The organism is Micromonospora sp. NPDC005979, assembly GCF_040614415.1.
In the GTDB taxonomy this organism is placed as follows: Bacteria; Actinomycetota; Actinomycetes; order Mycobacteriales; family Micromonosporaceae; genus Micromonospora.
In genome coordinates this window covers 112,198-137,277 of record NZ_JBEXUR010000009.1, presented here as the reverse complement: position 1 = coordinate 137,277, position 25,080 = coordinate 112,198, and the positions used below count along the sequence as shown (strand labels likewise).

Genomic DNA, 25,080 nt, shown 5'->3' with positions numbered 1-25,080 from the left:
ATGCGATCCCGCGCCGCCGCCTACCCGCTGCTCGCCGCGCTCGCCTGGGGTGCGATGTTCCCGATCCTGGCCACCGCGCTGGCGAGGGTCGACCCGCTCAACCTGACCACCGCCCGCTATCTGTTCGCCGCCGTCATCCTGGTCGGCATCCTGCTGCTCCGCGAGGGGTCTGCCGCGCTGCGCCTCGGCGGTCGGGGAGTCGAGGTGGTGGTGCTGGGTGTCGTCGGCTTCGCCGGCTTCAACCTGCTCACCAACCTGGCGCTCGAACACGCCGCCCCGCAGCAGATCTCCCTGTTTGTCGCGACCACCCCGATCATCACCCAACTGGTCCGGTGGGCCCGGGACGGCGTACGGCCGAGGCCCTTCCTGCTGGCCCTCTCCCTGGTGGCGCTCCTCGGCGTCGGACTGGTGATCACGCGCGGGAGCCTGGCCGGGCTCGGCCAGTTCGGTCTCGGCGGCCTCATGATGATCGGCGCGGTGCTCGGCTGGGCCATCTACACCCACGGCGCGACCCGGTTCGGCGCCTGGTCACCGCTGCGCTTCACCACGCTGACCGCGCTCGCCGGCACGGCCGCCATGCTGGCTGCCAGCATCGGCGCCGACGCCGTCGGGTGGCAGCACGCGCCGGCCGCCGCCGACCTGGTGGCGGTCACCCCCCAACTGGCGTACGCCGTGCTCGTCGCCGCCGTCGTCGCGGTGCTGGCCTGGAACACCGGTGTGCAGCGGCTGGGCGCGGCCAACGCCGCCCTGTTCATGAACCTCGTCCCGGTGACCACGTTCGTCGTGCAGATCGCCCGTGGCTACCGGCCGGACGGCGTCGAACTGGTCGGCGCGGCGATCACCATCGCCGCCCTGGTCGCCGCGAACCTCGCGGCGCGCACCCGGCCCCGGCCCTCGTCGCCGCCTCGGTCGACGGCGGTCACCGATCCCGTCGCGGTGGTCGACCCGGTGGCGATGGCCGCCCGCTGACCCACTGGCTGGGATGCCCGGTGGAGGCGCCGGGCAACGTTGCCTAGACTCGACGGCACAACTGCATACCTCATCCAGAGGGGCTGAGGGATACGGCCCGACGACGCCCCGGCAACCACCCCGCGCGCTCACCGCTGAGCGACCCGCGGGGCAGGTGCCAATTCCGTCCCCGCCGCACCGTGCGATGCGGGGAAAGATGAGAGGACTCTCGACATGACGTCGACGCTCGCCGCCTCCGGCATCGACACCTCCGCCAGCCCCGCCCGCGCCCTCGTCTGCCGCGCCTGTTCGGCCCGCTACCCGCTCGCCGCCCAGCACGCCTGTTACGAGTGTTTCGGCCCGCTGGAAGTCGACTACGACACCGCGGCCCTCGCCACGGTCACCCGCGAGCAGATCGAGGCCGGCCCGAACAACATCTGGCGGTACGCCGCGCTGCTACCAGCCGGGCAGGACCCGGCCACCCGGGTCACCCTCGACCCGGGGCTGACCCCGCTGGTGGCGGCGCCGCACCTCGCCGCCGAGCTGGGCATCACCGCGCCGCTCTGGGTCAAGGACGACAGCGCCAACCCGACCCACTCGTTCAAGGACCGCGTCGTCTCGGTGGCGCTGACCGCCGCGAAGGCGCTCGGGTTCAGCCGGTTCGCCTGCGCCTCCACCGGCAACCTGGCCAACTCGGTGGCCGCGCACGCCGCCCGCGCCGGTGTGCCCTCGATCGTCTTCATCCCCTGCGACCTGGAGCAGGGCAAGGTCATCACCACCGCCGTGTACGGCGGCGAACTGGTCGCCATAGACGGCTCGTACGACGACGTCAACCGGCTCTGCGGCGAACTGGTGGAGACCGACGAGTTCGAGGACACGGCGTTCGTCAACGTGAACGTCCGGCCGTACTACGCGGAAGGCTCCAAGACCCTCGGGTACGAGGTGGCCGAGCAGCTCGGCTGGCGCATCCCCGCCCAGGTGGTCATCCCGATGGCCAGCGGCGAACTGCTCACCAAGATTGACAAGGCGTTCTCCGAGCTGGTCGAGATCGGCCTGGTCGAGGCCCCGGCGGGCGGTTGGAAGGTGTTCGGGGCGCAGTCGGCCGGCTGCAACCCGATCGCGACGGCCCTGCACGCCGACACCGACACGATCATCCCGGTCAAGCCCACCGGCATCGCCAAGTCGCTCAACATCGGCGACCCGGCCGCCGGCCTCTACGCCCTGGAGGCGGTGCGCCGCACCGGCGGGTGGATGGAGTACGCCGACGACGACGAGATCCGCGCCGGCATCCGCGACCTGGCCCGTACGACCGGGGTGTTCGCCGAGACGGCGGGCGGCGTCACCGCGGCGGTGCTGCGCAAGCTGGTCGAGTCCGGCCGGCTCGACCCCACGGCGGAGACGGTCATCTTCAACACCGGCGAAGGTCTGAAGACGATCGACGCGGTGGCCGCCCAGGTCGGCCCGACCCACCAGATCAAGCCGTCCCTGCGTGCCGCCCGCGACGCCGGTCTGCTCGGCTGAATCCACCGGGTGACTGGATTTTCGCTGTGAGTGTGGAAAACCCGCCGCTCAGGACTTGACGGCAGGAACCGGACGGCGCAAGATGCTCCGTGCGGGAGGGCATTTCGCCGAAGACTTTTGAAGTTCTTGCGACCCAACGCCGGAGGCGTTGTGCGAATGTCCCTCCCGACCACGTCCGACAGGGCCAGCGAAAATTCGCTGGCCCTGTCGCTTTTGCACCTGCCAGGCTCGCCCACATGAGCATCACGATCGCGCCGTTCGACGGCACCGACCGGACCGCGGTCGACGAGGCGTACCGGATCGGAGCGGCGGCCACCGAGGCCGACCTGCCCGACTTCCCGCCGTCCTGCCGGCAACGCTTCGACGCCCAGTTCCACACCCCGATGCCCGGCACCCGTTCCCTCTGGGCGCTGGCCCGACTGGACGGGGTGCCCGCCGGTTACCTTCAGCTCGACCTGCCGCAGCTCGACAACACCGACAACGCCACCGCCGAGCTGACGGTCCGTCCGGACCTGCGCCGCCGGGGCGTCGGTCGGGCCCTGCACGAGTACGGGGTACGCCTGCTGCGTCAACACGACCGCAAGCGGGTCGTCGCCATGGCTGTCGCCGCGCTACCCGGCGGTCCGGCCCGACCGGCGGCGGGCGCGGCGTTCGCCACCGCGATGGGCGCGCACTCCGCGCTGGCCGAGGTGCGCCGCCGGCTGGCCATCGCCGACATCGACCGGATCGCCCTGCGAGCGGCGCTGGCCGAGGCCCAGCCCCGCGCCGAGGGCTACCGGTCCGTCTCCTGGCAGGGTCCCACCCCGGCGGAGTACCTAACGGACATCGCCTACCTGGACGGCCGGCTGCTGATGGACGCGCCCATGGGCGACGTGCAGTGGGAGCCGGAGCAGGTCGACGCCGAGCGCATCCGGGGCAACGAGCGCGCCCTCGACGCCCGGGGTCGACGGCGCTACCACCTCGCCATGCGACACGAGGCGTCCGGCCGGCTGGTCGCCTGGACCCTGCTCGACGTGGGCGCCTCTACGGACTGGCATTCGTACCAGCAGATCACCCTCGTCGACCCGGCCCACCGCGGTCACCGGCTGGGCCTCATCGCCAAGGCCGAGAACCTGCACCACCTGCTGACCCACGAGCCCGCCGTACGCGTCATCGACACCTGGAACGCGGCGAGCAACAGCTACATGGTGGCGATCAACGAGCAGCTCGGGTTCCGCCCGGTGGACGCCTGGGACAACTGGCAGCTCACCCTGTGACGGGTATCCGCCGCTACTGTTCGCGGAGCTCCGTCATGCATGATGGCCGCATGACGGAGACCCCGCATCCCCTGTACGACAGGCACGCCGACACCCTCAACCGTGCGCTGACCGCGATCACGGAGCGGGGCTACTGGTCCGCCTATCCCGAGTCCCCCAGCCCCCGGGTGTACGGCGAGACCGCCGCGGCCGACGGCAAGGCCGCCTTTGAGGCGTACCTCGGTGCTGACTTCCCCCTCGACCAGCCCGGCGCTGGCGAGCGGATCGCCACCGAGACGAGCCCGTTCGGGGTCGACCTGGCGGTGCGGTATCCGCACGCCGGCACCGACGAGCTGGTCGCCGCCGCGTCCGCCGCGCTGCCGGCCTGGCGCGACGCCGGTCCGCAGGCCCGGGTGGGCGTCTGCCTGGAGATCCTCGACCGGCTGCACAAGCACATCTTCGAGCTGGCCAACGCGGTGCAGTTCACCAGCGGGCAGGCGTTCGTGATGGCCTTCCAGGCCGGTGGCGCGCACGCGCTGGACCGGGCGCTGGAGGCGCTGGCGTACGCGTACGCCGAGATGACCCGGCACCCGGGCACGGCCGGCTGGGAGAAGGCCGCCGGCAAGGGCGACCCGCTGCGGATGATCAAGACGTTCCACGTGGTTCCGCGTGGCGTGGCGTTGGTGATCGGGTGCAACACCTTCCCGACCTGGAACTCGTACCCCGGCCTGTTCGCCTCGCTGGTCACCGGTAATCCGGTGATCGTGAAGCCGCACCCGCGCGCGGTGCTGCCGCTGGCGATCACCGTGAAGTACGCCCGGGAGGTGCTCGCCGAGGCCGGCTTCGACCCGAACCTGGTCCTGCTGGCGGCCGAGGCCCCCGGTGAGAAGCTCGCCAGCGACCTGGCCCTGCACCGGGCCGTCAAGATCGTCGACTTCACCGGTTCCACCGAGTACGGCGACTGGCTGGAGACGCACGCCCGGCAGGCGTCGGTCTACACCGAGAAGGCCGGCCTGAACACGGTCGTCATCGACTCCACCGACGACTTCGCCGGCATGTGCCGCAACCTCGGGTTCACGCTGACCCTCTACAGCGGGCAGATGTGCACCACCTCGCAGAACATCCTCATCCCGGCCGGCGGCATCGAGACCGACCAGGGGCACAAGAGCTTCGACGAGGTGGCCGGCGGGATCGCGGCGGCGATCGGCAAGCTGACCGCCGACCCGGCCCGGGGTGTCGAGCTGACCGGCGCCATCGTCAACGACGGGGTGCTGGAGCGGCTGGCCGAGGTCACCAAGGTCGGCGAGCCGGTGCTGGAGTCGCGGACGGTGGCGCACCCGTCGTACGCCGACGCGGTGGTGCGTACCCCGACGATCGTGAAGCTGACCGCGGACGACGCCCAGACGTACGGCCGGGAGTGGTTCGGGCCGATCTCCTTCGCCATCGCGACCGACTCCACCGCGCACAGCCTGGAGCTGATGCGCCGGACCATCGGCGAGAAGGGCGCGCTGACCGCCGGGGTCTACTCGACCGACGAGGCGGTGCTGGACGCCGCCGAGGCGGTCGCGGTCGAGGTCGGTGTGCACCTGTCCGGCAACCTCACCGGCGGTGTCTTCGTGAACCAGTCGGCGGCCTTCTCCGACTTCCACGGCAGCGGCGCCAACGCGGCGGCCAACTCCGCCCTGACCGACGGCGCCTACGTGGCCAACCGCTTCCGGATCGTGCAGTCCCGCCGCCACGCCTGACCTCTCGTGGCGATCAAGAGGTTCGCGTCAGAAATCACGCTGTTCTTGACGCGAACCTCTTGATCACCGAGGTCGGACGCGGGTTTTAGGCTGTTCGGCGCATTTGTAGTTCGGTTAGGGCGGGGATCGTGGGGTGGGGGACCCGTACGCCGGTGTCCTTGAAGCCCAGCCGCTGGTAGGCCCGGTAGGCGCGGTCGTTGCCGACCACCACCTCCAACAGCAGCTCCGGCCGGCCGCAGTCCCGCGACCAGGCGGCGACCCCGTCGATCAGCTCGCCGAGCAGCCCGCTGCCCCGCCAGGCCGGCGTGACGTACACGGCGTAGATCACGGTGAGGCCCGGCTCGTTCGGGGCGACCGTTCCACCGGCGTGCCCGACGAGCCGGCCGCCCGGATCCGCGACGAACTGCGCATTGTGCGGACCGATCGAGGTGAACGCCACCCGGGCGGCGAACTCGTCGTGCGGTCGGGCCGCGGCGTCGGCCAGGGTCTCCAGGAAGGCCAACGGCGCGTCGGCGAGCATCTCCAGGCGCAGCGCCCGCATCCGGGCGGCGTCCTGCGGTCGCACCCGGTGGATCCGCGCCTGCCGCAGGGGCGTGGAGCCCGTGTCGGTGGTCATGCCCGCATGCCTACCACAGGGTCGGCCGCGCGCCGGCGACCTGTGCCGCCAGATCCCCTCCGTCCGGTCCAAATACAACCATCGTCATGAATCCGACGGACCCTCGGATCGCTACGAACTATGCCCGATTTGAGGTCGTGCGCTCCCGTCACTCCTCGTGTAGCGTGCGATTTCGATCACCTTTTTCAGCGGTCGTCGTCGATCGCTGAGGTGGTGGTTCGCGGGTGTCCGGCCGTGCCGGACGTTCGGGCAGGCAACGCCGCGCAGAGTGAGGGAAGTGCACCGTGGCACAGGGTTCCGTGAAGTGGTTCAACGCCGAGAAGGGTTACGGCTTCATCGCCGTCGACGGCGGTCAGGACGTGTTCGTCCACTTCTCCGCGATCGAGATGGACGGTTACAAGGCGCTCGACGATGGTCAGCGGGTCGAGTTCGAGATCGCCCAGGGCCAGAAGGGCCCGCAGGCGGAGCACGTCCGCGTCATCGGCTGACCGATCCCGATCTGCTCGCCGGTTGTCCGCTCGATCGGCTGGCGAGTCGGGGCTGCGGCGCGGACGCCGGCCCGGGAAGATCGTGAACCGTTCCAGCCGATGCTGAGGAGGGTTCATGACCGACCAGTCGCCGCCACCCGCCACGCCCTCCGGGCCGGGTGAGCCGGACCGGCCCGACCCGACGTCACCCGGCGACGGCTCCGGCGCGTCACCCGTCCCGGGCGCCCCGCCCGTCCCGGACGCTGGCCTTCCGCACTCGGGCCCGCCGCCGCAGAGTTGGGATCCGGCGCAGGCGTGGGGTCAGCCCGCCGCGCCGCCGCCGGGCTGGGTGTTTCCGCCCACCGGCGGCTACCCGCCCGGGGCCGGTCCCTATGGCGGGCAGCCGTGGTATCCGGGGGTGCCGGTCGGCTGGTACCCGCCCGGTTACGGCCTCGACCCGAACGACGCCCTGGTCACCCCGCCCGGCGCCGGTATCGGGGGCTGGTTCGACCGTTTCTGGGGCGCGCTGCGTCGGGGCTGGCGGCAGTTGGTGCCGATCATGCTGCTCACGCAGGTCCTGCCGGCGGCGGTGCTCTCGGTCATCTCGTTCGGTCTGGACCCGTCGCCCGCCTGGGAGGCGCAGGCCGAGACGGACCCGTCGGCCGGGCTGCCGGACAACTTCGCCACCAGCCTGTTGACCCTCCTCGTCGTGCTGGTCGGCGGCAGCCTGCTGATCGGCCTGGTGCAGGCGCTGGGCTGGGCCGCGGGCAGTTGGGTGATCACCCAGCAGGCGGCCGGCCGGCCCGCCGCACTCGACGCGGCGCTGCGGTACGGGCTGCGCCGGGCCGTCGGCGTGTGGGGTTGGACGCTGCTGGTCAGCCTGCTCATCGGAATCGGAGTCTGCTTCTGCGTGCTGCCGGGCATCTACCTGGCCTTCGCGTTGAGCATGGCCGGTCCGGTCTACCTGTTCGAGCGGAACAACCCGATCGGCCGGTCGTTCCGGATGTTCCACGACCGGCTCGGAATGCTGCTCGGCCGAGTGGCGCTGGTGGGCGCGGCGGTGATCATCGGAACCGTGGTTCCCGGTGTCCTGGAATCGGCCGGCACCACCGCGTTCGGCGAGGATCCGTTCGCGTCGCCGGGCCCCGCGGTCGGGGTGGTGGCGGTCATCGCCGTCACGGCGGTGCTGGCCCTGCCGGCCCACCTCGCCCAGTTGGTCGGTCTGCTGATCACGTACGCCGAGCAACGCGCTCATGAGGCTCCCGTGAACGGGGCCACACTGGCTGCGGAACTCGACTGACCGGGCTCATCGTGCTTGCACTCGGCAGGTGAGAGTGCTAAACAAGTCATTGGCACTCGCATACCGTGAGTGCCAATGGTCGGGACGGTGGGGCCTGGTTGCGCCGGTGTGGAGACGCCGGGGCAGCACATGGCCGGTCGTCGCGGGCTATCCGGCCCGGCCGAAGGACGTCGTCGTCGCCAGGTGGCGACGTCCCAAGGTGCGTACACCAGGCGGCCCATCCGGGGCACACATCTCGGGTGGCCCGTGAGTGTCCAGGAGGACAACGCCGTATGGCCAAGATGATCGCGTTCGACGAAGAGGCGCGCCGCGGCCTCGAGCGGGGCATGAACCAGCTCGCCGACGCCGTAAAGGTGACCCTCGGCCCCAAGGGCCGCAACGTCGTGCTCGAGAAGAAGTGGGGTGCCCCCACCATCACCAACGATGGTGTGAGCATCGCCAAGGAGATCGAGCTCGAGGACCCGTACGAGAAGATCGGCGCCGAGCTGGTCAAGGAGGTCGCCAAGAAGACCGACGACGTCGCCGGTGACGGCACGACGACGGCGACCGTCCTGGCCCAGGCCCTGGTTCGCGAGGGCCTGCGCAACGTGGCCGCCGGTGCCAACCCGATGGCCCTGAAGCGGGGCATCGAGGCCGCTGTCGCGAGCGTCTCGGAGGAGCTGTCCAAGCTCGCCAAGGACGTCGAGACTAAGGAGCAGATCGCCTCCACCGCCTCCATCTCCGCTGGCGACAGCACTGTCGGCGAGATCATCGCCGAGGCGATGGACAAGGTCGGCAAGGAAGGCGTCATCACCGTCGAGGAGAGCAACACCTTCGGGCTGGAGCTGGAGCTCACCGAGGGTATGCGCTTCGACAAGGGCTACATCTCGGCCTACTTCATGACCGACCCGGAGCGTATGGAGGCCGTCTTCGACGACCCGTACATCCTGATCGTCAACAGCAAGATCTCGTCGGTGAAGGACCTGCTCCCGATCCTGGAGAAGGTCATGCAGGGCGGCAAGCCGCTGCTGATCATCGCCGAGGACATCGAGGGCGAGGCCCTGGCCACCCTGGTGGTCAACAAGGTCCGTGGCACCTTCAAGTCGGTCGCCGTCAAGGCGCCGGGCTTCGGTGACCGCCGCAAGGCCATGCTGGGCGACATCGCCATCCTCACCGGTGGCCAGGTCATCAGCGAGGAGGTCGGCCTCAAGCTCGACGCCGTCAGCGTCGACATGCTGGGCCACGCCCGCAAGGTCGTCGTCACCAAGGACGAGACCACCATCGTCGACGGTGCCGGTGACGCCGAGCAGATCCAGGGCCGGGTCAACCAGATCCGGGCCGAGATCGACAAGAGCGACTCCGACTACGACCGCGAGAAGCTGCAGGAGCGGCTGGCCAAGCTGGCCGGTGGCGTTGCGGTCATCAAGGTCGGCGCGGCCACCGAGGTCGAGCTGAAGGAGCGCAAGCACCGCATCGAGGACGCCGTTCGCAACGCGAAGGCGGCCGTCGAGGAGGGCATCGTCCCGGGTGGTGGCGTCGCGCTGGTGCAGGCCGGCAAGACCGCCTTCGACAAGCTGGACCTGGTCGGCGACGAGGCGACCGGTGCCAACATCGTCAAGGTCGCGCTGGACGCCCCGCTGCGGCAGATCGCCGTCAACGCCGGCCTCGAGGGCGGCGTCGTGGTGGAGAAGGTCCGTAACCTCGAAGCGGGTCACGGCCTCAACGCCGCCAACGGCGAGTACGTCGACCTGCTGGCCGCGGGCATCATCGACCCGGCCAAGGTGACCCGTTCGGCGCTGCAGAACGCGTCGTCGATCGCCGCGCTGTTCCTCACCACCGAGGCCGTCGTCGCGGACAAGCCGGAGAAGAACCCGGCTGCCCCGGCTGGCCCGGGTGGCGGGGACATGGACTTCTGAGTCCAGTTCCGACACACCGAACGGGGCGGGCCGCTGACGCGGTCCGCCCCGTTCGTCGTCAGGTGGGCAGTCGACGCTGGTTGCGCCGCTTCTGCGCCCGGTCGTACGGCGGCAGCGACCGGATCGGCGCGTCCACCATCTCCTGCGGTTCCTCGGACGCCGGTCGGCCGTCGGTGCTCATCTCGGCCAGCTGTTCGGCGTCGCCGTAGTCGAGCCGGTCGAACGGCAGTTGGCCGGGCAGTTCGTCGGCCGGTTTCCAGGTGATCGGCGGGCCGTCCTCGGTCTGGTCGTCCTCCGTGGTCATGGCTGCCTCCTCTACCGAAACGGTAGGGGGCGTCGATGCCCGACGCGGACGAATGGATCAATGTCCCATTTGACCGCTATTCCGCCCCAAGGCGTCGCCGGTACAGGAAGAACACCCGCTCGATCCGCGCACCCGCGCTCCCCGAGTAGAACGGCACCGGCCCCACCCAGCCGATCTCCGCCCGGTCCAGTCCCGCCGTACGCTGGTCCCGCAGGCAGCGTCGCAGCAGCACCCCGCCGATGCCCGAGCCCTCGGCGGCCGGGGCCGTGCCCATCGGCCCGAACCAGCTCGGCCGCGACGATCCGTAGGCGGCGAAGCCCAGCACCTCGCCGGCCCGCTCCGCCAGGTGGCAGCCGGCCCCCTCGCGGCCCACCGATCCGGCCAGCTCGCCGTCCCAGGCGCCGCCGAAGGTGGACCGGGCGAACGCGGTCAGCGCCGGCAGGTCCGCGGGCTCGGCCCGCCGTACCGTGATGCCCTGCCCGGCCAGCCGCCGCTCGGCGGCCTCCGTCGACCGCAGCGCCGGGGACTCGTCGTACGACAGGTCCGCCGTCATGTTCCAGGCGGTCCGGTCCTGCTGGTAGCCGAGCGCGAGGGCCGCGCACACCGCCGGCGTGTACCGCACGTCGATGCCGGGCCAGGCGTAGTACGGCGGATTTCCGGCCAGCAGCACCTCGGTCACGCCGTGCTCGGCGAGCGCCCGCTCGGCGCGGGCGAGCAGCGCGCGGCCCACGCCCCGGCGACGCTGCCCCGGCAGTACGGCGACCAGGTCCACGTGCCCGATGCCCGGCTCCGTCGGCGACACCGAGCAGAGCAGCACCCCGACCAGGTCGCCGGCCCGGTACGCCCCCAACCCGATCACCGTCCGGTCGACGGCGGCCCGGGGCCAGAGGACGTCCACGATCGCGTCCGCCTCGGCGGCGTCCTCCGGCAGGTCGAGCGCCTGCGCGCAGAGCCGCGCCACGGTGGGGGCGAGATCGAGGGCCAGCTCGGTGACGGTGATCTCAGCGTCCATGGGTGCCGACCCTAGATCACCCGCCGGCCTCCGCCCTGGTCACCCCCGGGCGGCGCGGACGGCGGCGTACGCGTCGACCTGGCCGGCGCCGGTGACGTTCGCCGGGGTGCCGCAGGCGTCACTGGGATTGCGCGAGCGGTACGTCGGCTCGGCCGGCGTGGCGGTGTCCCGCAGGATCTGCCGGGTCCGGGCCAGGTCGCCGATCAGCGCCGGGTTCGCCGACCACATGAGCGCGACCACTCCCGCCACCTGCGGGGTCGCCATCGACGTGCCGTCCAGCGCCGCGTACCCGCCGCCGGGCATGGCCGACACGACCCCCACCCCGGGGGCCAGCACGTCCGGCTTGCCCGCGCCGCCGCCCGGAACCGGCCCGCGCGAGGAGAACTCCGCGACGTGTCGCTGCGCGTCCACCGCGCCCACGGTCAGCACGTTCACGTACGGCGCGGGTGGGTCGTCGATCGACGCGCACCACGGACCGGTGTTCCCGGCGGCGGCGACCACGAAGATCCCGGCCGCGTCCAGCGCCGTGGTGGCCGGCAGCAACGCGTCCCGGTCGCAGCCCTCGATCGAGGGGCAGCCCCACGAGTTGGTCAGCACCTGCGGGGCGCGCTCCGGCCGGCCGTCGGTGAACGGGTCACCCCCCGTCGGGAACGGCGCCAGCATGAACTGGAGGCAGTCCAGGTAGTGCCCCGGGCTGCCCAGGTTGCGGTCCAGGTTGACGCAGCCCACCCACTGCGCGTCCGGGGCCACGCCGATGCCGTCGCGCCCGACCGCGCTGCCCACCGTGTGGGTGCCGTGCCCGCCCTGGTCGTTCGGTGCCCGGGTGCCGTCCCACGGGTCGTACCAGGAGTCGTCACCGCCCCGGAACCCGGCCCGCAGCGCCGGATGGCCGCCGTCCACGCCGGAATCGGAACTGCCGACCACGATCCCCGTGCCGGTCACCCCGAGTTGGGACCAGACCCGGTCCGCGCCGAGCTGACGGATGTTCCACTCCGGGCCGGTGGGTGCCGGGGCGGTGCCCCGGGTCTGCCCCGCCGGGGCGGGCAGCGGCCGCAGGCGCTGGCTGACCAGCACCCGGGCCACCTCGGGCCGACGGGCGAGCCAGGCGCGCACGGCCGGACCACCATCCACCTCGACCGCGTTGACCAGGTAGTACGGCACCGGGTCGAGCCGTAGCCGCCCCGCCGTGCGGCGCAGGTCGGCCTGCGTACGGTCGGCGGTCGCCACCAGCCGCCGGTAGACCTCCGTTGCCCGGGCGTCCCGCCCGGCCTGTCCCGGGGCGCCGGCCGGGATGCCGCTCAGGTCGGCCTGCTCGCGCAGCACCACCAGCAGCCGCTCGCCGTACAGGCCGGGCTGACCGGGCCCGACGTCGACCACGCCCACCGTGACCAGCAGGACCGTCGCCGCCAGCGCGGCCACCCTGCGGCTCGGGGTACGTGCCGCCGGGCGGGCCAGCAGCACCGCGTACCCGAGGGCGAGGACGACCGCGACGGCGAGGCCGACAGCGGCGGCGGCCGCCACCCAGAACGGCACGTCGCGGGTGCCGACCAGCAGCAGGGTGATCTCTTCCGGGTCGGTGAACGCCAGCGGCCCGAGCGCGGCCAGGCCCACCAGCCAGCCGGTCGCGGCCCGGCCGGCGCGGACCGGACCGGTCGTGTCGACGCCGGGACGCGAGGCCGCGACCAGTCTCCCGGCTACCGGGCCGGCTGCCGGTCGCCAGGTCGCGGCCCGGAGCGCGGCGAGCGCGAAGCCGGTCGGCGGCAGCGTCAGCAGGGCGGGCAACTGCGCGCCGGACTGGCCCGTCCCGGCCGCGATCAGCAGCAGCGCCACCCCGGCGACGAGGCCACCGACCAGCACCAGGCGGGCCGGTCGGGGTGGCCGGCCGACCGCGAACCGGGACCAGAAGGTGGCGTCCAGCAGCGTGGCGGCCAGCACGCCCAGCGAGGCGGCTGCCAGGACCGCGAGGACGGTCTCCAGCAGGCCGCCGAGCGCGCCCAGCCAGGCCCACGGCAGCAACAGCGCCAACCCGGCGGCGACCGCCAGCAGCGACACCGCGCCCGGCCGGCGCGAGCCGCGCCCCGCCAGCTCCGCGTCAGCGGTGGCATCGCTCGGCGTGGCGTCAGCCCGCCCCGCGTCGGATTCGGTCCGCGTGGCGTCGCCCTCGTCGCCGGGTGCCGGGCCGTCGACCAGGCCAGCCGGCCCGGGGTACGTCCGCCGACGTCCCGACCACCTGACGGCGAGGGCGACGAGCAGCGCCGTCGCGGCCAGCACGGCGAGGTACGCCTCGTGGTGCACGGGCGGCACCACCCGCAGCAGGGTGAGGACGCCGAGGGTGAGCGCGGCGGCCAACCACACCCGTCCGGTGGCCCGGACGGCGGCCGAGCGGGGCAGGACGGCCAGCAGCAGGGCGGGCGTGCCGGCCAGCACGACGGCGGCCAGGCCGAGCACCGGCCAGAGCCAGGCCACCCGGTCCCGTCCGAAGCCCAGCAGCACCTGATCGGTCAGCCAGCCACCGGTCTGGGTGGCCACCGTGACCGCGACGGTCCAGCAGCCGACGAACACGGCCGCGACCACCGGCCACGGGGAGCTGCGGTCGCCGACTCCAGGATGACCATGCATCCGAGAACCCTACGGCCACCCGGAAATTCTCGGATACCTTCCGGTGGCCGCCAACGGGAACTGTCCGAGATCTGCGGCCGGTCGAGGTGGAACGCGGGCGGGGTGGGGCGGGCGGCGCATGTCGACCGGCTGGCAGGGCGGTTACGGTGGATGGGTGCGTGATCCCAATGTCTCCCGGTCCGTCGCCGGGCAGCTCTCGCCGATCCGTCGTGCGGCAGACCTGCGCCGACTCCGCGCCGAACGCTTCGACGTCCTGGTCATCGGGGGTGGCGTGACCGGTGCCGGTGCCGCCCTGGACGCGGCGTCCCGGGGCCTGAAGGTCGCCCTGGTCGAGGCGCGCGACCTCGCGTCGGGCACGTCGAGCCGATCCAGCAAGCTGATCCACGGCGGGCTGCGTTACCTGGAGCAGTTGGAGTTCCACCTGGTCCACGAGGCGCTGACCGAGCGCGGTCTGCTGGCGACCCGGCTCGCCCCGCACCTGGTCCGCCCGGTGCCGTTCCTCGTGCCGCTGCCCGCCGGCCGGGGTCTGCGCGACCTGCCTGCGCGCGTCTTCCGCCGTTCGTACTACGGCGCGGGCGTGGCCGCGTACGACGCCTTCGCCGGTCTCTTCGGCGGCGGCCGGGGCATGCCACTGCACCGGCACCTCACCCGGGAGGGCGCTCGGCGGATCTTCCCGAGCCTGCGTGCCGACGCCCTGGCCGGCGCGATCCGCTACTACGACGGGCAGGTCGACGACGCCCGGTTGGTCGTCACTCTGGCCCGCACCGCCGCCAGCCTCGGCGCCACGGTGGTGAGCAGCGCCCGTGCCGTCGGGTTGATCCGCCAGGCGCGGGAGGTCACCGGTGTCCGGGTCCGCGACCTGGAGGCCCCGCCCGGTTCGCCGGACGCGGAGTTCGAGGTGCGGGCCCGCACCGTCATCGCGGCCACCGGCGTGTGGAGCGACGACATGTCCCGGATGCTCAACGACGTGGGCCTGCGGCCCGGCATCCGGGTGCGTGCCTCGAAGGGGGTGCACCTGGTGGTGCCCCGCTCGGCGATCACCGGGGAGACGGGGCTCATCCTGCGTACGGCGACGTCGGTGCTCTTCGTCATCCCGTGGGGCGGGCACTGGATCATCGGTACGACGGACACCGACTGGCGGCTGGACCGGTCTCACCCGGCCGCATCGGCACGCGACATCGACTACCTGTTGCAGCAGGTCAACACCGTCTTGGACCGGCCGCTGACCACCGCCGACATCGAGGGCGTCTACGCCGGGCTGCGCCCGCTGCTGGCTGGGGAGGCCGACTCCACCTCGAAGCTGTCCCGGGAGCACGCGGTGTTCGAGCCGATGCTCGGGCTGCTGCTGGTGGCTGGTGGCAAATACACGACGTACCGGGTGATGGCGTCCGACGTGGTCGACCGGGCCGTACGCCGGTTGGGGGGTGGCCGGGCGTCGCGGACGGCCGACCTGCCGCTGCTGGGCGCGGACGGGTACGCGGCGCTGTGGCGGGACCGGGCCGACCTGGCCCGACGGCACGGCGTTCCGGTGGGCGTGGTGGAGCACCTGCTGGAGCGGTACGGCAACCTCACCCTCGACCTGCTGGCGCTTGTCGACGCCGAGCCGCTGCTCGCGTCGCCGCTGGCCGGCGCTCCGGAGTACCTGGCGGCGGAGGTCGCCTACGCGGCGCGGGCCGAGGGGGCGCTGCACCTGGAGGACGTGCTGACGCGGCGCACGCGGATCTCGTTCGAGACGAGTCACCGTGGCCTGGAGTCGGCGGAGCACGCGGCCGAGTTGATGGGCGCGGTGCTCGGGTGGGACACGGCGACCCGGGCCCGCGAGGTCGCGCTCTACCGCGTGCGGGTCGAGGCGGAGCGCCAGTCCCAACTCATGCCGGACGACGTCGGGGCGGACGCCGCCCGGCTCGGCGCGCCGGACGCGCGCGGCTACGCCGCGGACCGAGGTGGCGACGATCAGGCGGAGCTGCGACCCACGGCGAGATGACCGTTATGTAACGCTACCGAGTGGTAACAATCGATAGCTGCCCGGATGGTGGTATCGGACGCTACCTACGGTGGGGTAGGTTTCCGCGCGTGCTGTACCGCGCGCGCCCCCTTCTGCTCGCCCCCGTTCTCGCCGTGGTGCTCGTCGGCGCCCTGGCCGGGTGCTCGCTGCTCGGTCGCGACGACGCCGAGACGCCGGCCGCCCCTCCGCCGGCCGGCTCGGCGGCCGGCCAATCGACCCCCGAGATCCCCACGACGGTCGCCCAGGGGCAGGTCAGTCTGCTCCAACGCCTCGGAGCGGACGCTCCGCTGCGCACCCTGAGCGTCGAGCGGGACGGCTCGTGGCAGTGCCTCGACTGCGCCGGCGACGGGGTCACCTCCCGGGGCCGACTGGCGCCGGAGCAGACCGAGCGGCTTCAGGTGCTGCTCGCCGACCCCCGGCTCGCCGAGGAGACCGACCAGGCCCGGCGGTACCGGACCACCTGCATCGACGCCCTGACGTCGAGCCTGCTCACCTCGTCCGGGCTGATCTCCTCGCAGGACTGCCCGGGTGAGGAACGCCCGCCGGTGGCCGGCGAGATCCTGTTGCTGCTCACCCAGGCCACGCCCGCCGAGGTCAAGGGCTGAGCGCAGCCCGTCAGAGCACCTTGCCGGGGTTGAGCAGACCGGCCGGGTCCAGCGCCGACTTGATCGCCTGGTGCACCCGGACGCCGACCGGGCCGATCTCCCGCGCCAACCACTCCCGCTTGAGCAGGCCCACGCCGTGCTCGCCGGTGCAGGTGCCGCCCAGATCCAGGCCGAGGCGCATGATCTCGTCGAACGCCCGCCGACCTCGCTGCACGCTCTCCGGGTCGGCCCGGTCGACGACGATGTTCGGATGCATGTTGCCGTCTCCGGCGTGCCCGACCACGCCGATCGGCACCTCGCACTCCGCCGCGATCCGGGCCACCCCGTCGAGCAGCGCGGCGAGCGCACCGCGCGGCACCGCCACGTCGTCGATGACCAGGCCGCCGCTGCCTCCGGGGTGGGTGTCGGCGGCGAACTTCTCCATCGCCGGATGGGCCAGCCGGCGGGCCTGCAACAACGCCGCCGCCTCCAGCGCGTCGGTGGCCGCGTAGACCTCCTCGGCGCCGGCCGCCTCGCACACCTGCGCCACAGCGGCCAGGTCGTCGGCGGCCCGGTCACCGGTGTCGGCGGCGGCCAGCAGCAGGGCCTGCGCGTCGGTCCGCAGACCCATCGGCCGGTACGCCTCGATCGCCCGCAGGTGGGTCTGGTCGAGCAACTCCAACAGGCTGGGGGTGAGGCCCCGCGCGGCGATCTGGGCCACCGCCGTGCCCGCCGCCGCGGTGGATCCGAAGACCGCCACCAGGGTCAACGAGTCGGCCGGGGCGGGCCGTAGCGCCACGGTCACCTCGGTGATCACGCCGAGCGTGCCCTCCGAGCCGACGAAGAGCCGCGTCAGGTCGTAGCCCGCCACCCCCTTGGCGGTACGCCGGCCGGTGCGCAGCACCTCCCCGGAGGCGAGCACCACCTCCAGGCCCAGCACGTACTCGGTGGTCACGCCGTACTTCACGCAGCACATGCCGCCCGCGTTGGTGGCCACGTTGCCGCCGATCGTGGACGACTCCCAGGAGCCGGGGTCCGGCGGGTACCAGAGACCCTGCTTCGCGACGGCCGCCGCGAGCGCGGCATTGACGACGCCCGGCTGCGCGACCGCGATGCGGCTCACCGGATCGATCTCCCGGATCTCGTCCATCGCGACGGTGCTGAGCACCACCGAGCCGTCCACCGCGTTCGCCGCGCCGGCCAGCCCGGTTCGCGCGCCCTGCGGCACGACCGGTACGCCGTGGCGGGCCGCCGCCCGGACCACCGCGACCACCTGCTCGGTGGTTCGGGGACGGGTCACCACGATTGGTACGCCGGCGGCGCAGAGGTCGGCCTCGTCGCGCTGGTGCACGCGCAGCAGGTCCGGGTCGGTGAGGACGGCGTTCTCGCCCAGCGCGGCGCGTAGGTCGTCGAGGAGTCCGGTGGGGGCCATGCCGCCGAGGCTAAGCCGTGTGTCAGCGGTCATCAACGCGGGTTAACTTTGGCGGCATGCTTTACCTGGACCGGCCTGCCTGGCCGTGGCGCGGTCGGCTCTGGTCGCACCTGATCAGCGATGTCTCCTACGCCGAGTTGCACGCCTTCGCGGAGGCGTTGGGGGCACCCCGGCGCGGTTTCGACCGGGACCACTACGACATTCCGGCCGACCGGTTCGCGGCGGCGGTGTGGCTCGGCGCCCGGGTGGTGCCGAGCCGCGAACTGGTCCGCCTGCTGCGCGACGCCGGGCTGCGCCGCCCGAAGCACCTCAGCGGTTCGCCGGCCCGGTGAGAGTTGCCAGCTCACGACGAAGATTGTCGCGGGCCGAAGCTTCCCAGCGTTGTGCCAGCGGCGGTAGCCGGAACAGCGCGGGCAGTTCCAGCAGCCCGGTGAGGACGCTGGCCCGACCGCTGCGGAAGGCCGGGTCGGGCACGTGCGCGTACTCCCGTCGGATGGCCGCCGCGTAGCGGTCGTAGGCGGCCGGCGGACCGGCCAGCACGGCGAGGTCGGCGTCGCAGAGCAGCGCGCCATCGTGGTCGTCCGCCGTCACCCGGTGCCCGGCGGTGAGCAGGACCAGCCGACGGACCTCGGCCACCGCGGGTTCGGGCACCCCGAGACCGGTGAGCAGGCTCCCGGCCAGGTCCGCGCTGTCCCGTTCGTTGGCGTCACCGGCGGCCCGTGGGTCGTAGACCGCGTCGTGGCACCAGGCGGCCAACCGGACCAGGTCGGGCCGTTCGGCCAGCCCGGCATGGCGGTCCACCACATCGAGTACGGCGGCCAGGTGCGGGACGGTGTGGTAGTGCCGGTGCGGCTCCCGCCAGCGGGCCAGCAGCCGCTCACCGGCCAGAGTCGCGTGCTCGTCCGGCTTCGCACCGGCGGCGCGGACCGCCGCCCGCCACCGTTCCAGCAGATCGGCCACCGTCCGAGTCTGCCGCATTCGCCCGCACCGCGCGTCGGCGGGAGGATTCAGCGGGTCTGCCACGGGTAGTCGCGCCCATGGCGGCGGCGCGGGACAAGAGATCTCCGATGGTGCGGCGTGCGCCGCTGCGCGACGGACTGGTGGACGTCGACGGAGCGCGCATCGCCGAGGCCACCGAGCAGCTCAAGCACCGCAGCCGGGCCACCCTGCACGACCGGCTGCACCGGGTACGGATGGCCGGGGGGCTCGCCGTCCAGGCCGGGTTGGCGGCCGGCCTGGCGTACCTCGTCTCGCACAAGGTGCTCGGCAACCCGCAACCGGTCTTCGCGCCGATCTCCGCGGTCGGCACGCTGGCCGCGTCGGTGGGTCAGCGGTTCCGCCGGACCGTGGAGCTGATCGTCGGGGTGGGCGTCGGGGTGTTCGTCGGTGACCTGCTGATCTACTTCCTCGGCACCGGCGCGTGGCAGCTCGGCCTGGTCGTCACCGTCGCGATCCTGCTCACCATCTTCGCCGGGGCGAGCGTGGCCATCGTCATCCAGGCGGCGGCCACGGCGGTGCTGATCGTGACGCTGAGCCCGTCCACCCAGAATCTGGAGATCCCCCGCTTCGTCGACGCGTTCCTCGGCGGCGGCGTCGCGTTGCTGGTGACGGCGGTGCTGCTGCCGCTGAACCCGCTCCGGGTGATCAACCGGGCCGCCCGGCCGGCGCTGGACCTGCTCGCGGCGCAGCTCGACGCCACCGCCGACGGCCTGCGCTCCCGGGACCGCGCCACCATTCAGCGGGCGCTGGAACGGCTGCGCAACAACAAGGACGAGCTGGCCACCCTGAGCGAGGCGATCGAGGGCGCCAAGGAGACCGCCACCCTGTCGCCGGCTCGCTGGCACCGCCGCGACGAGCTGGTCCACTACGCGGAGGCGGCCGACCCGATCGACCGGGCGATGCGCAACTCCGGCACCCTGATCCGCCGGTCCGTGACCCTGATCGAGGACGACGAGCCGGTGCCCGACCCCATGCCGGACGCGATCGGTCACCTCGCCGAGTCGGTCCGGCTGCTCAAACACGAGTTCGCGGCGGGGGAGGAGCCGCAGAAGGCGCGGGAGCGGTCGCTGCGGGCCGTCAGCGAGGCCGGCCGGGCGTACGGGGACGGGGTCGGCTTCTCCGGCAGCGTCGTGATCGCCCAGATCCGTACCACGGCCAGCGACCTCCTGGTGGCCTCCGGCATCGAGCAGGAGGAGGCGAACCGCTGCATCCGCACCTCCTTCGGGGACCAGGAGCGGCCGGTGGGTGAACCCGCCGAGCCGGGCGACGCCCCGAAGCCACCCACCGCCCCGCCGGTCGGCTGAGAACGCGCCTCAGGTCAGCTCGGCGAGCGCCGCGAGCAGCCGATCCACCTGGGCGGCGGTGCTGCCCAGACCGATGCTGGCACGCAGCGCGGTCGGCGGAAGATCCTTCCGGCCGGTACGCGTGGCGGCGTCGTCGAGCAGCCGCCGGGCCAGCGGGTGGGCGCAGAACAACCCGTCCCGTACGCCGATGTGGTGCTCGGCCGCGAGCCGGGCGGCCACCGTGGCCGAGTCCTGACCGGCGACCACGAAGGACACGATGCCGACCCGGGGCGCGTCCGGGCCGAAGGTCCGCAACTCCACGACGTGCGGCAGGGCCGCGAGGCCGGCGCGGAGCCGGGCCAGCAACGCCTGCTCGCGGGCAGCGAGCGCGACCCGGTCAGCGTCGGTCAACGCCGCGCACACCGCCGCCAGCGCCACCGCGCCGAGCAGGTTCGGGGTGCCGCCCTCGTGCCGGGCCGGACCGGTCGCCCAGGTCACGTCGTGGGTGGCCGGCCCGACACGGCTGGTGGCCCCTCCGCCGGCCAGGTACGGCGGGGCCGCGTCCAGCCAGTCCGCCCGGCCGACGAGCACACCCGCGCCGAACGGGGCGTAGAGCTTGTGGCCGGAGACGGCCAGGTAGTCCACGTCGAGCGCGCGCCCGTCGACCGGGGCGTGCGGGGCCAGCTGCGCCGCGTCGAGGACGATCCGGGCGCCGTGCCGGTGGGCCACCCGGGCCAGGTCGGCGACCGGCCACAGCTCACCGGTCACGTTGCTCGCCCCGGTCACCGCGACCAGCACCGGCAGCGCGGGGTTGCTGTCGCGGCGCAGCTCGGTCAGCGCGGCGGCGAGGTCGCGTACCGCCCCGGCCGGGTTGGCGGGCACCGGCAGGCGTACCGAGCCGCGCGGCCAGGGCAGCAGGTTCGCGTGGTGCTCACCGGCGAAGGTGACCACCGTCGTGCCGGCCGGCAACGACCGGGCCAGCAGGTTGAGCGCGTCCGTGGTGTTGCGGGTGAAGACCACATGGTCGTCCGCGCCCGCGCCGAAGAAGTCGCCGACCGTCTGCCGGGCCCGCTCGTAGGCCAGCGTGCAGCGCCGCGACAGCGCGCCCGCGCCCCGGTGCACGCTGGCGTACCAGGGCAGCAGTTCGGTGACCGCGTCGGCCGCGGCCCGCGCGCACGGCGCGGTGGCCGCGTAGTCGAGGTTGATCTCGCCGGGTACGCCGAGCACGTCGAGCGCCGCCGACGGCGGGGACGCGAGAGCGGGCAGGCTGGGCAGCGAGGGTACGAGAGTGACGGACACGCCGGAACCTCCGGGGTCAGGGACCCCGGGTGTGGCATCGGGACGGGGTCCGCGCTTGCCCAGCACGCCGATCGGGCTGGGCCCGGTCATCACCCGGGGCACCCCACCGCGAACTCGACGAGGGTTGCCGGCCAGCAAGCCGGGGCTTGACGCTGGCGCTCGTGACCTGCCGGCAGCATAGCGGCTGTGGATGCGGCCGAACCAGCCGGCGGGGGATGGCTACGCTGACCGCATGGCCGACACCCCGCCCGGTGCACCCCTGCCGTCGCCGCCGCACCCGCCCGCGGCCCCGCCCGCCGGCACGTCACCCGGGATGCCGCCGCGCCGCTTCGGCTGGCTGCGGTTCCTGGTGCTGGCCGGGGTGGTGCTACTCATCGCCGCGTGCGCGGTCTTCATGGTCGTCCGCCTCGGCCAGTCGCTGGGCCTACAGGCGCTGCTGGTCGGGGTGGGCGCCGCGATCCTGCCGGTGCCGGTGCTGGTCGCCTGCTTCCTCTGGCTCGACCGGTACGAGCCGGAACCCCTGAAATACCTGATCTTCTGCTTCGCCTGGGGCGCGTTCGTCTCCACCGCCGCCTCGCTGAATGTGAACGAGTTCGCCGCCGGCCGGTTCGCCGACTGGGGACTGCCGGACGCGCTGACCGCCGTGCTGGTGGCGCCGTTCATCGAGGAGCTGACCAAGGCGCTCGGCCCGATCCTGCTGCTGGTGTTCCGCCGCCGGGAGTGGTCCGGGATCACCGACGGCCTGGTCTACTGCGGGCTCTCCGCGGTCGGCTTCGCCATGGTGGAGAACATCCTCTACCTGGGCGGGTACGGCTACGCGGCCGGCGCCGACCGGTACGGCCCGGCGACCGGCACCCAGCAGGTGATCGCCATCTTCATCGTGCGGATCCTCCTGTTCGGGTTCGCCCATCCCCTCTTCACCTCGATGACCGGCCTGGGTCTCGGCGTCGCCTCCCGGAGCGCCGACCGGCGGGTCCGGGTGCTCGCCCCGATCGCCGGCCTGCTGCTGGCGATGATGCTGCACGGCACCTGGAACCTGCTGCCCACGCTCACCCAGGCCACCGGCGAGGCCGTGATCATGCTGTACGGCTTCCTGGGCCTCATGGTGCCGGTGTTCTTCGGCGTGGTCGGGCTGGCCGTGTGGCTGCGCGCCTGGGAGGGGCGGCTCACCGAGCGGACGCTGCCGGACTACGTACGCGCCGGCTGGTTGACCCCACCCGAGGTGGCCGCCCTGAGCAGCCTGGGTCGCCGGCACGCCGCCCGGAGCTGGGCCCGCCGCGTCGGCGGCGACGCCGGTGCGCGTGCCATGCGCGGATATCAGCTCGCCGCGACCCGGCTGGCCCTGCTGCGGGACGGGACGCTGCGCGGTCTCGACCGCAAACCGGCCGACCAGGAGCGGACCGCCGTCGAGGAGCGGCAGCTCCTGGAGGCGATCAGCGCGTACCGGTCGTACTTCGTGGGCCGGGACCCGCAGGCCCCGGCCGGTGTCTGGGACGGTAGCCAGTACCACCTGCGCTTTCCGGACGGCACGCAGCGATCGGTGTCCGCGCCCGACGAGCCGGTGGTGCCCATCCCGGTGGTGCTCGCCCCGCCGCCTCCGGTCGGCTACCCGCCGGCCGGCTGGCACGGCCTGCGCCCCGCCGCGCCGTGGCCGCCCGGTAACGCCTGAGCACGGGTGGGGGGCGGGTCAGGTCATCAGGGTGGTGAGGAAGTCGCCGAGCCCCTGGGCCATGGCGATCAACGCCGCCCCGATCCCCTTGAACAACTGCGCCGCGCCGTCCGGCCGGAACGCCATGAAGTAGATCAGGAACGCGACGCTGCCCCAGGTCAGCAGTTTTTTCACGAATACCGGCATCGTCCCTCCCCAGGGCCACGGTCGCCGGCTGGCTTCCCGTCGTACGGTCCGACAAACGGCGCGGTCGGCCCGGGGGCGGCTACAGGTAGAGGCCGGTGGAGTCGTTTTCGATCCGCTCGGCGGCCACGGCGTGCACGTCGCGCTCGCGTAGCAGCACGTACCCGCGGCCGTGCAGCTCGACCTCGGAGCGCTCGTCCGGGTCGAAGAGCACCCGGTCGCCGGAGACGATGGCGCGGACGTTCGGCCCCACACCCACGGCGGTCGCCCACGCGAGGCGTTTGCCGACCGCTGCGGTCGCCGGGATGACGATGCCAGCGGTGGAGCGACGCTCGCCCTCGCTGCCCTCCATCCGCACCAGCACGCGGTCGTGCAGCAGGCGGATCGGCAGGCCGGAGTCGAGATCCTGGTCGGCGGTCACGGGGCAGACGCTACCGTGTCGCGGGTGACCGGCCGCCGGTGGTTACGCCCATGGTCGTGCGGGCATTGTGTGGCGGAACTGCCCTACGGTGTCGGGAACGGACGTATGCTGTCCGACCTGTCGCCGTGGGCGGACGATTCTTCTGCCAGGAGGTGCGCTTGAGCCGCTTCGAGCGGGTACGCGGGCGGCTGCGCCGCGCCTACCAGTCAGAAAAGGAGTCGGTACGCGCCGCCCAGGAGACCCCGAGCGACGCGCCGGAGACGCCCGGGATCGCCTCGCCGGCCGTCCCCGGGCCCGCCGCCCCGGCGCAGGCCACGGTCGTCGGAGCGGAGCCTCCGGTGGACCTGCACAGCTCGACGTCCAGCCGGGACGACGCCGACGTGCCGCACGGCCTGCGGATCGCCGCCGCCTGGTGCTGGCGGCTGATCGTGATCGGTGTGGTGGCCTGGGCGTTGCTCCGGATCGTCGGCACGGTCCGGATCGTGATCATCCCGTTGGCCATCGCGTTGCTGCTCTCGGCCCTGCTCGCGCCGGCCGTGGGCTGGCTGCTGCGGGCCCGGCTGCCCCGGTCCCTGGCGACGGCCGTGGTGCTGGTCGGCGGTCTGGCGGCGGTCATCGGCACGCTCACCCTGGTGGTCAACGAGTTCATCCGGGGCGTACCGGAGCTGAGCCAGAAGTCCTCCGAGGGCGTCCGGCAGATCCAGAACTGGCTCAAGACCGGCCCGTTGCACCTGTCCGACACCCAGCTCGACCGCTACATCGACGAGGCGCAGGGCTGGATCAACGACAACACCTCGAAGTTCACCAGCGGCGCGCTGAGCACCGCGGCGACGCTGGCGGAGGTGCTGACCGGCACGCTGCTGGTGCTGTTCGCGACGTTCTTCTTCCTGCGCGACGGCAACAAGATCTGGCGTTTCGTCGTCCGGCTGCTGCCGGTGGCCGCCCGTTGGAAGGTCGACGACGCCGGTCGGGCCGCCTGGCAGACCCTCGTCGCGTACGTCCGCGCGACCGTGCTGGTCGCCTTCATCGACGCCGTCGGTATCGGCATCTTCCTGGTCGTCTTCGACGTGCCGTTCGCCTTCCCGCTGGCCGCGCTGGTGTTCCTCGGCGCGTTCATCCCGATCGTCGGCGCGGCGCTCTCCGGCGGTGTCGCCGTGCTGGTGGCACTTGTCGACAGCGGCCCGGTCACCGCGCTGATCATCCTGGGCGCCGTGATCGGCGTGCAGCAGGTCGAGGGGCACGTGCTCCAGCCCATCATCATGGGTCGAGCGGTGGCCATCCACCCGCTCGCGGTGATCATCGGGATCGCGGCCGGCGTGGTGCTCGCGGGCATCACCGGCGCGTTGGTCTCCGTGCCACTGATCGCGGTGCTGAACACCGCGGTGCGCCGCCTCGCCGCCCGTACGGTCCCCGACACCCCGCCCGACGCCGTGGTCGTCGCCTCCCAAGCCCCCTGACCGCCCGCCCTCACCCCCGGACTCCGCGATCTTGCACTTTCGGTGGCGACAACAAGGCCCAAAAGCCTCATATTGACAACCGAAAC

22 protein-coding genes and 2 riboswitches are annotated in these 25,080 nt (G+C 72.8%); of the genes, 13 read left to right on the top strand and 9 right to left on the bottom strand.

The genetic code is table 11. From position 1 onward, the window contains the following. From ABZ272_RS17195 to paaN, 4 genes are all read left to right on the top strand, one after another. On the top strand, positions 1-969 hold the full coding sequence (locus ABZ272_RS17195; RefSeq protein WP_355050906.1) for a DMT family transporter: 969 nt from the start codon (positions 1-3) through the stop codon (positions 967-969). A gap of 67 nt (positions 970-1,036) precedes the next feature. After that, positions 1,037-1,172, top strand: a riboswitch (SAM riboswitch). A 10-nt stretch (positions 1,173-1,182) separates the two neighbouring features. Further along, positions 1,183-2,469 carry a threonine synthase gene (gene thrC, locus ABZ272_RS17190; protein WP_355050905.1) on the top strand — a complete coding sequence of 429 codons (1,287 nt, stop codon included), beginning with the start codon at positions 1,183-1,185 and terminating at the stop codon, positions 2,467-2,469. Between the two features lie 236 nt (positions 2,470-2,705). Then, positions 2,706-3,725, top strand: coding sequence for a GNAT family N-acetyltransferase (locus ABZ272_RS17185; protein WP_355050904.1), 1,020 nt, complete (start codon positions 2,706-2,708; stop codon positions 3,723-3,725). 50 nt (positions 3,726-3,775) lie between these two features. Next, entirely contained in the window at positions 3,776-5,449 is a 1,674-nt protein-coding gene (gene paaN, locus ABZ272_RS17180; protein ID WP_355050903.1) for a phenylacetic acid degradation protein PaaN, read from the top strand. Positions 5,450-5,534: 85 nt separating this feature from the next. On the opposite strand, the gene ABZ272_RS17175 is transcribed toward paaN, so the two are convergent. Then, complete coding sequence (locus ABZ272_RS17175; RefSeq protein WP_355050902.1) at positions 5,535-6,065, bottom strand: GNAT family N-acetyltransferase; 531 nt, start codon at positions 6,063-6,065, stop codon at positions 5,535-5,537. Positions 6,066-6,349: 284 nt separating this feature from the next. Here ABZ272_RS17175 and ABZ272_RS17170 point away from each other — a divergent pair, with 284 nt between their 5' ends. From ABZ272_RS17170 to groL, 3 genes are all read left to right on the top strand, one after another. Then, on the top strand, positions 6,350-6,553 hold the full coding sequence (locus tag ABZ272_RS17170) for a cold-shock protein (protein ID WP_124815530.1): 204 nt from the start codon (positions 6,350-6,352) through the stop codon (positions 6,551-6,553). Between the two features lie 115 nt (positions 6,554-6,668). Continuing rightward, positions 6,669-7,832, top strand: coding sequence for a hypothetical protein (locus ABZ272_RS17165; RefSeq protein ID WP_355050901.1), 1,164 nt, complete (start codon positions 6,669-6,671; stop codon positions 7,830-7,832). Between the two features lie 272 nt (positions 7,833-8,104). Next, complete coding sequence (gene groL, locus ABZ272_RS17160) at positions 8,105-9,727, top strand: chaperonin GroEL (protein WP_355050900.1); 1,623 nt, start codon at positions 8,105-8,107, stop codon at positions 9,725-9,727. A gap of 58 nt (positions 9,728-9,785) precedes the next feature. On the opposite strand, the gene ABZ272_RS17155 is transcribed toward groL, so the two are convergent. From ABZ272_RS17155 to ABZ272_RS17145, 3 genes are all read right to left on the bottom strand, one after another. Then, complete coding sequence (locus tag ABZ272_RS17155) at positions 9,786-10,031, bottom strand: hypothetical protein (protein WP_355050899.1); 246 nt, start codon at positions 10,029-10,031, stop codon at positions 9,786-9,788. A gap of 76 nt (positions 10,032-10,107) precedes the next feature. Further along, the gene (locus tag ABZ272_RS17150; RefSeq protein ID WP_355050898.1) at positions 10,108-11,043 is read right to left on the bottom strand and encodes a GNAT family N-acetyltransferase; all 936 of its coding nucleotides are present in this window, start codon (positions 11,041-11,043) and stop codon (positions 10,108-10,110) included. Positions 11,044-11,082: 39 nt separating this feature from the next. Beyond that, complete coding sequence (locus tag ABZ272_RS17145) at positions 11,083-13,662, bottom strand: S8 family serine peptidase (RefSeq protein WP_355050897.1); 2,580 nt, start codon at positions 13,660-13,662, stop codon at positions 11,083-11,085. A gap of 118 nt (positions 13,663-13,780) precedes the next feature. Between ABZ272_RS17145 and ABZ272_RS17140 the strand changes: the two genes are divergently transcribed. Then, positions 13,781-15,646 (top strand): glycerol-3-phosphate dehydrogenase/oxidase, encoded by a 1,866-nt coding sequence (locus tag ABZ272_RS17140; protein WP_355050896.1) that lies wholly within the window; start codon positions 13,781-13,783, stop codon positions 15,644-15,646. 89 nt (positions 15,647-15,735) lie between these two features. Then, positions 15,736-16,272, top strand: a complete 537-nt coding sequence (locus tag ABZ272_RS17135) for a hypothetical protein (protein WP_355050895.1) — start codon at positions 15,736-15,738, stop codon at positions 16,270-16,272. A gap of 10 nt (positions 16,273-16,282) precedes the next feature. Here the strand turns inward: ABZ272_RS17135 and ABZ272_RS17130 are convergent, their stop codons facing one another. Next, the gene (locus ABZ272_RS17130; RefSeq protein WP_355050894.1) at positions 16,283-17,683 is read right to left on the bottom strand and encodes an FAD-linked oxidase C-terminal domain-containing protein; all 1,401 of its coding nucleotides are present in this window, start codon (positions 17,681-17,683) and stop codon (positions 16,283-16,285) included. A 56-nt stretch (positions 17,684-17,739) separates the two neighbouring features. Between ABZ272_RS17130 and ABZ272_RS17125 the strand changes: the two genes are divergently transcribed. Then, positions 17,740-18,015, top strand: a complete 276-nt coding sequence (locus ABZ272_RS17125) for a DUF4031 domain-containing protein (RefSeq protein WP_355050893.1) — start codon at positions 17,740-17,742, stop codon at positions 18,013-18,015. On the opposite strand, the gene ABZ272_RS17120 is transcribed toward ABZ272_RS17125, so the two are convergent. Beyond that, entirely contained in the window at positions 17,993-18,643 is a 651-nt protein-coding gene (locus tag ABZ272_RS17120; protein WP_355050892.1) for a metal-dependent phosphohydrolase, read from the bottom strand. The genes ABZ272_RS17125 and ABZ272_RS17120 overlap by 23 nt on opposite strands. Positions 18,644-18,750: 107 nt before the next feature. On the opposite strand from ABZ272_RS17120, the gene ABZ272_RS17115 reads away from it, so the two are divergent. Continuing rightward, positions 18,751-19,986: an FUSC family protein gene (locus tag ABZ272_RS17115; RefSeq protein ID WP_355050891.1), complete on the top strand. Its 1,236-nt coding sequence runs from the start codon at positions 18,751-18,753 to the stop codon at positions 19,984-19,986. A 9-nt stretch (positions 19,987-19,995) separates the two neighbouring features. On the opposite strand, the gene ABZ272_RS17110 is transcribed toward ABZ272_RS17115, so the two are convergent. Beyond that, on the bottom strand, positions 19,996-21,240 hold the full coding sequence (locus ABZ272_RS17110) for an aminotransferase class V-fold PLP-dependent enzyme (RefSeq protein WP_355051023.1): 1,245 nt from the start codon (positions 21,238-21,240) through the stop codon (positions 19,996-19,998). A gap of 70 nt (positions 21,241-21,310) precedes the next feature. Then, a riboswitch (SAM riboswitch) is annotated at positions 21,311-21,431 on the bottom strand. Positions 21,432-21,454: 23 nt separating this feature from the next. Here ABZ272_RS17110 and ABZ272_RS17105 point away from each other — a divergent pair. Beyond that, entirely contained in the window at positions 21,455-22,933 is a 1,479-nt protein-coding gene (locus ABZ272_RS17105) for a PrsW family intramembrane metalloprotease (protein WP_355050890.1), read from the top strand. Between the two features lie 18 nt (positions 22,934-22,951). Here the strand turns inward: ABZ272_RS17105 and ABZ272_RS17100 are convergent, their stop codons facing one another. Next, positions 22,952-23,119 (bottom strand): hypothetical protein, encoded by a 168-nt coding sequence (locus ABZ272_RS17100; RefSeq protein ID WP_355050889.1) that lies wholly within the window; start codon positions 23,117-23,119, stop codon positions 22,952-22,954. A 79-nt stretch (positions 23,120-23,198) separates the two neighbouring features. Further along, positions 23,199-23,537, bottom strand: coding sequence for a co-chaperone GroES (locus tag ABZ272_RS17095; protein WP_355050888.1), 339 nt, complete (start codon positions 23,535-23,537; stop codon positions 23,199-23,201). A gap of 158 nt (positions 23,538-23,695) precedes the next feature. Here ABZ272_RS17095 and ABZ272_RS17090 point away from each other — a divergent pair, with 158 nt between their 5' ends. Beyond that, positions 23,696-24,994, top strand: a complete 1,299-nt coding sequence (locus ABZ272_RS17090) for an AI-2E family transporter (protein WP_355050887.1) — start codon at positions 23,696-23,698, stop codon at positions 24,992-24,994. The last annotated feature ends 86 nt before the right edge of the window (positions 24,995-25,080 follow it).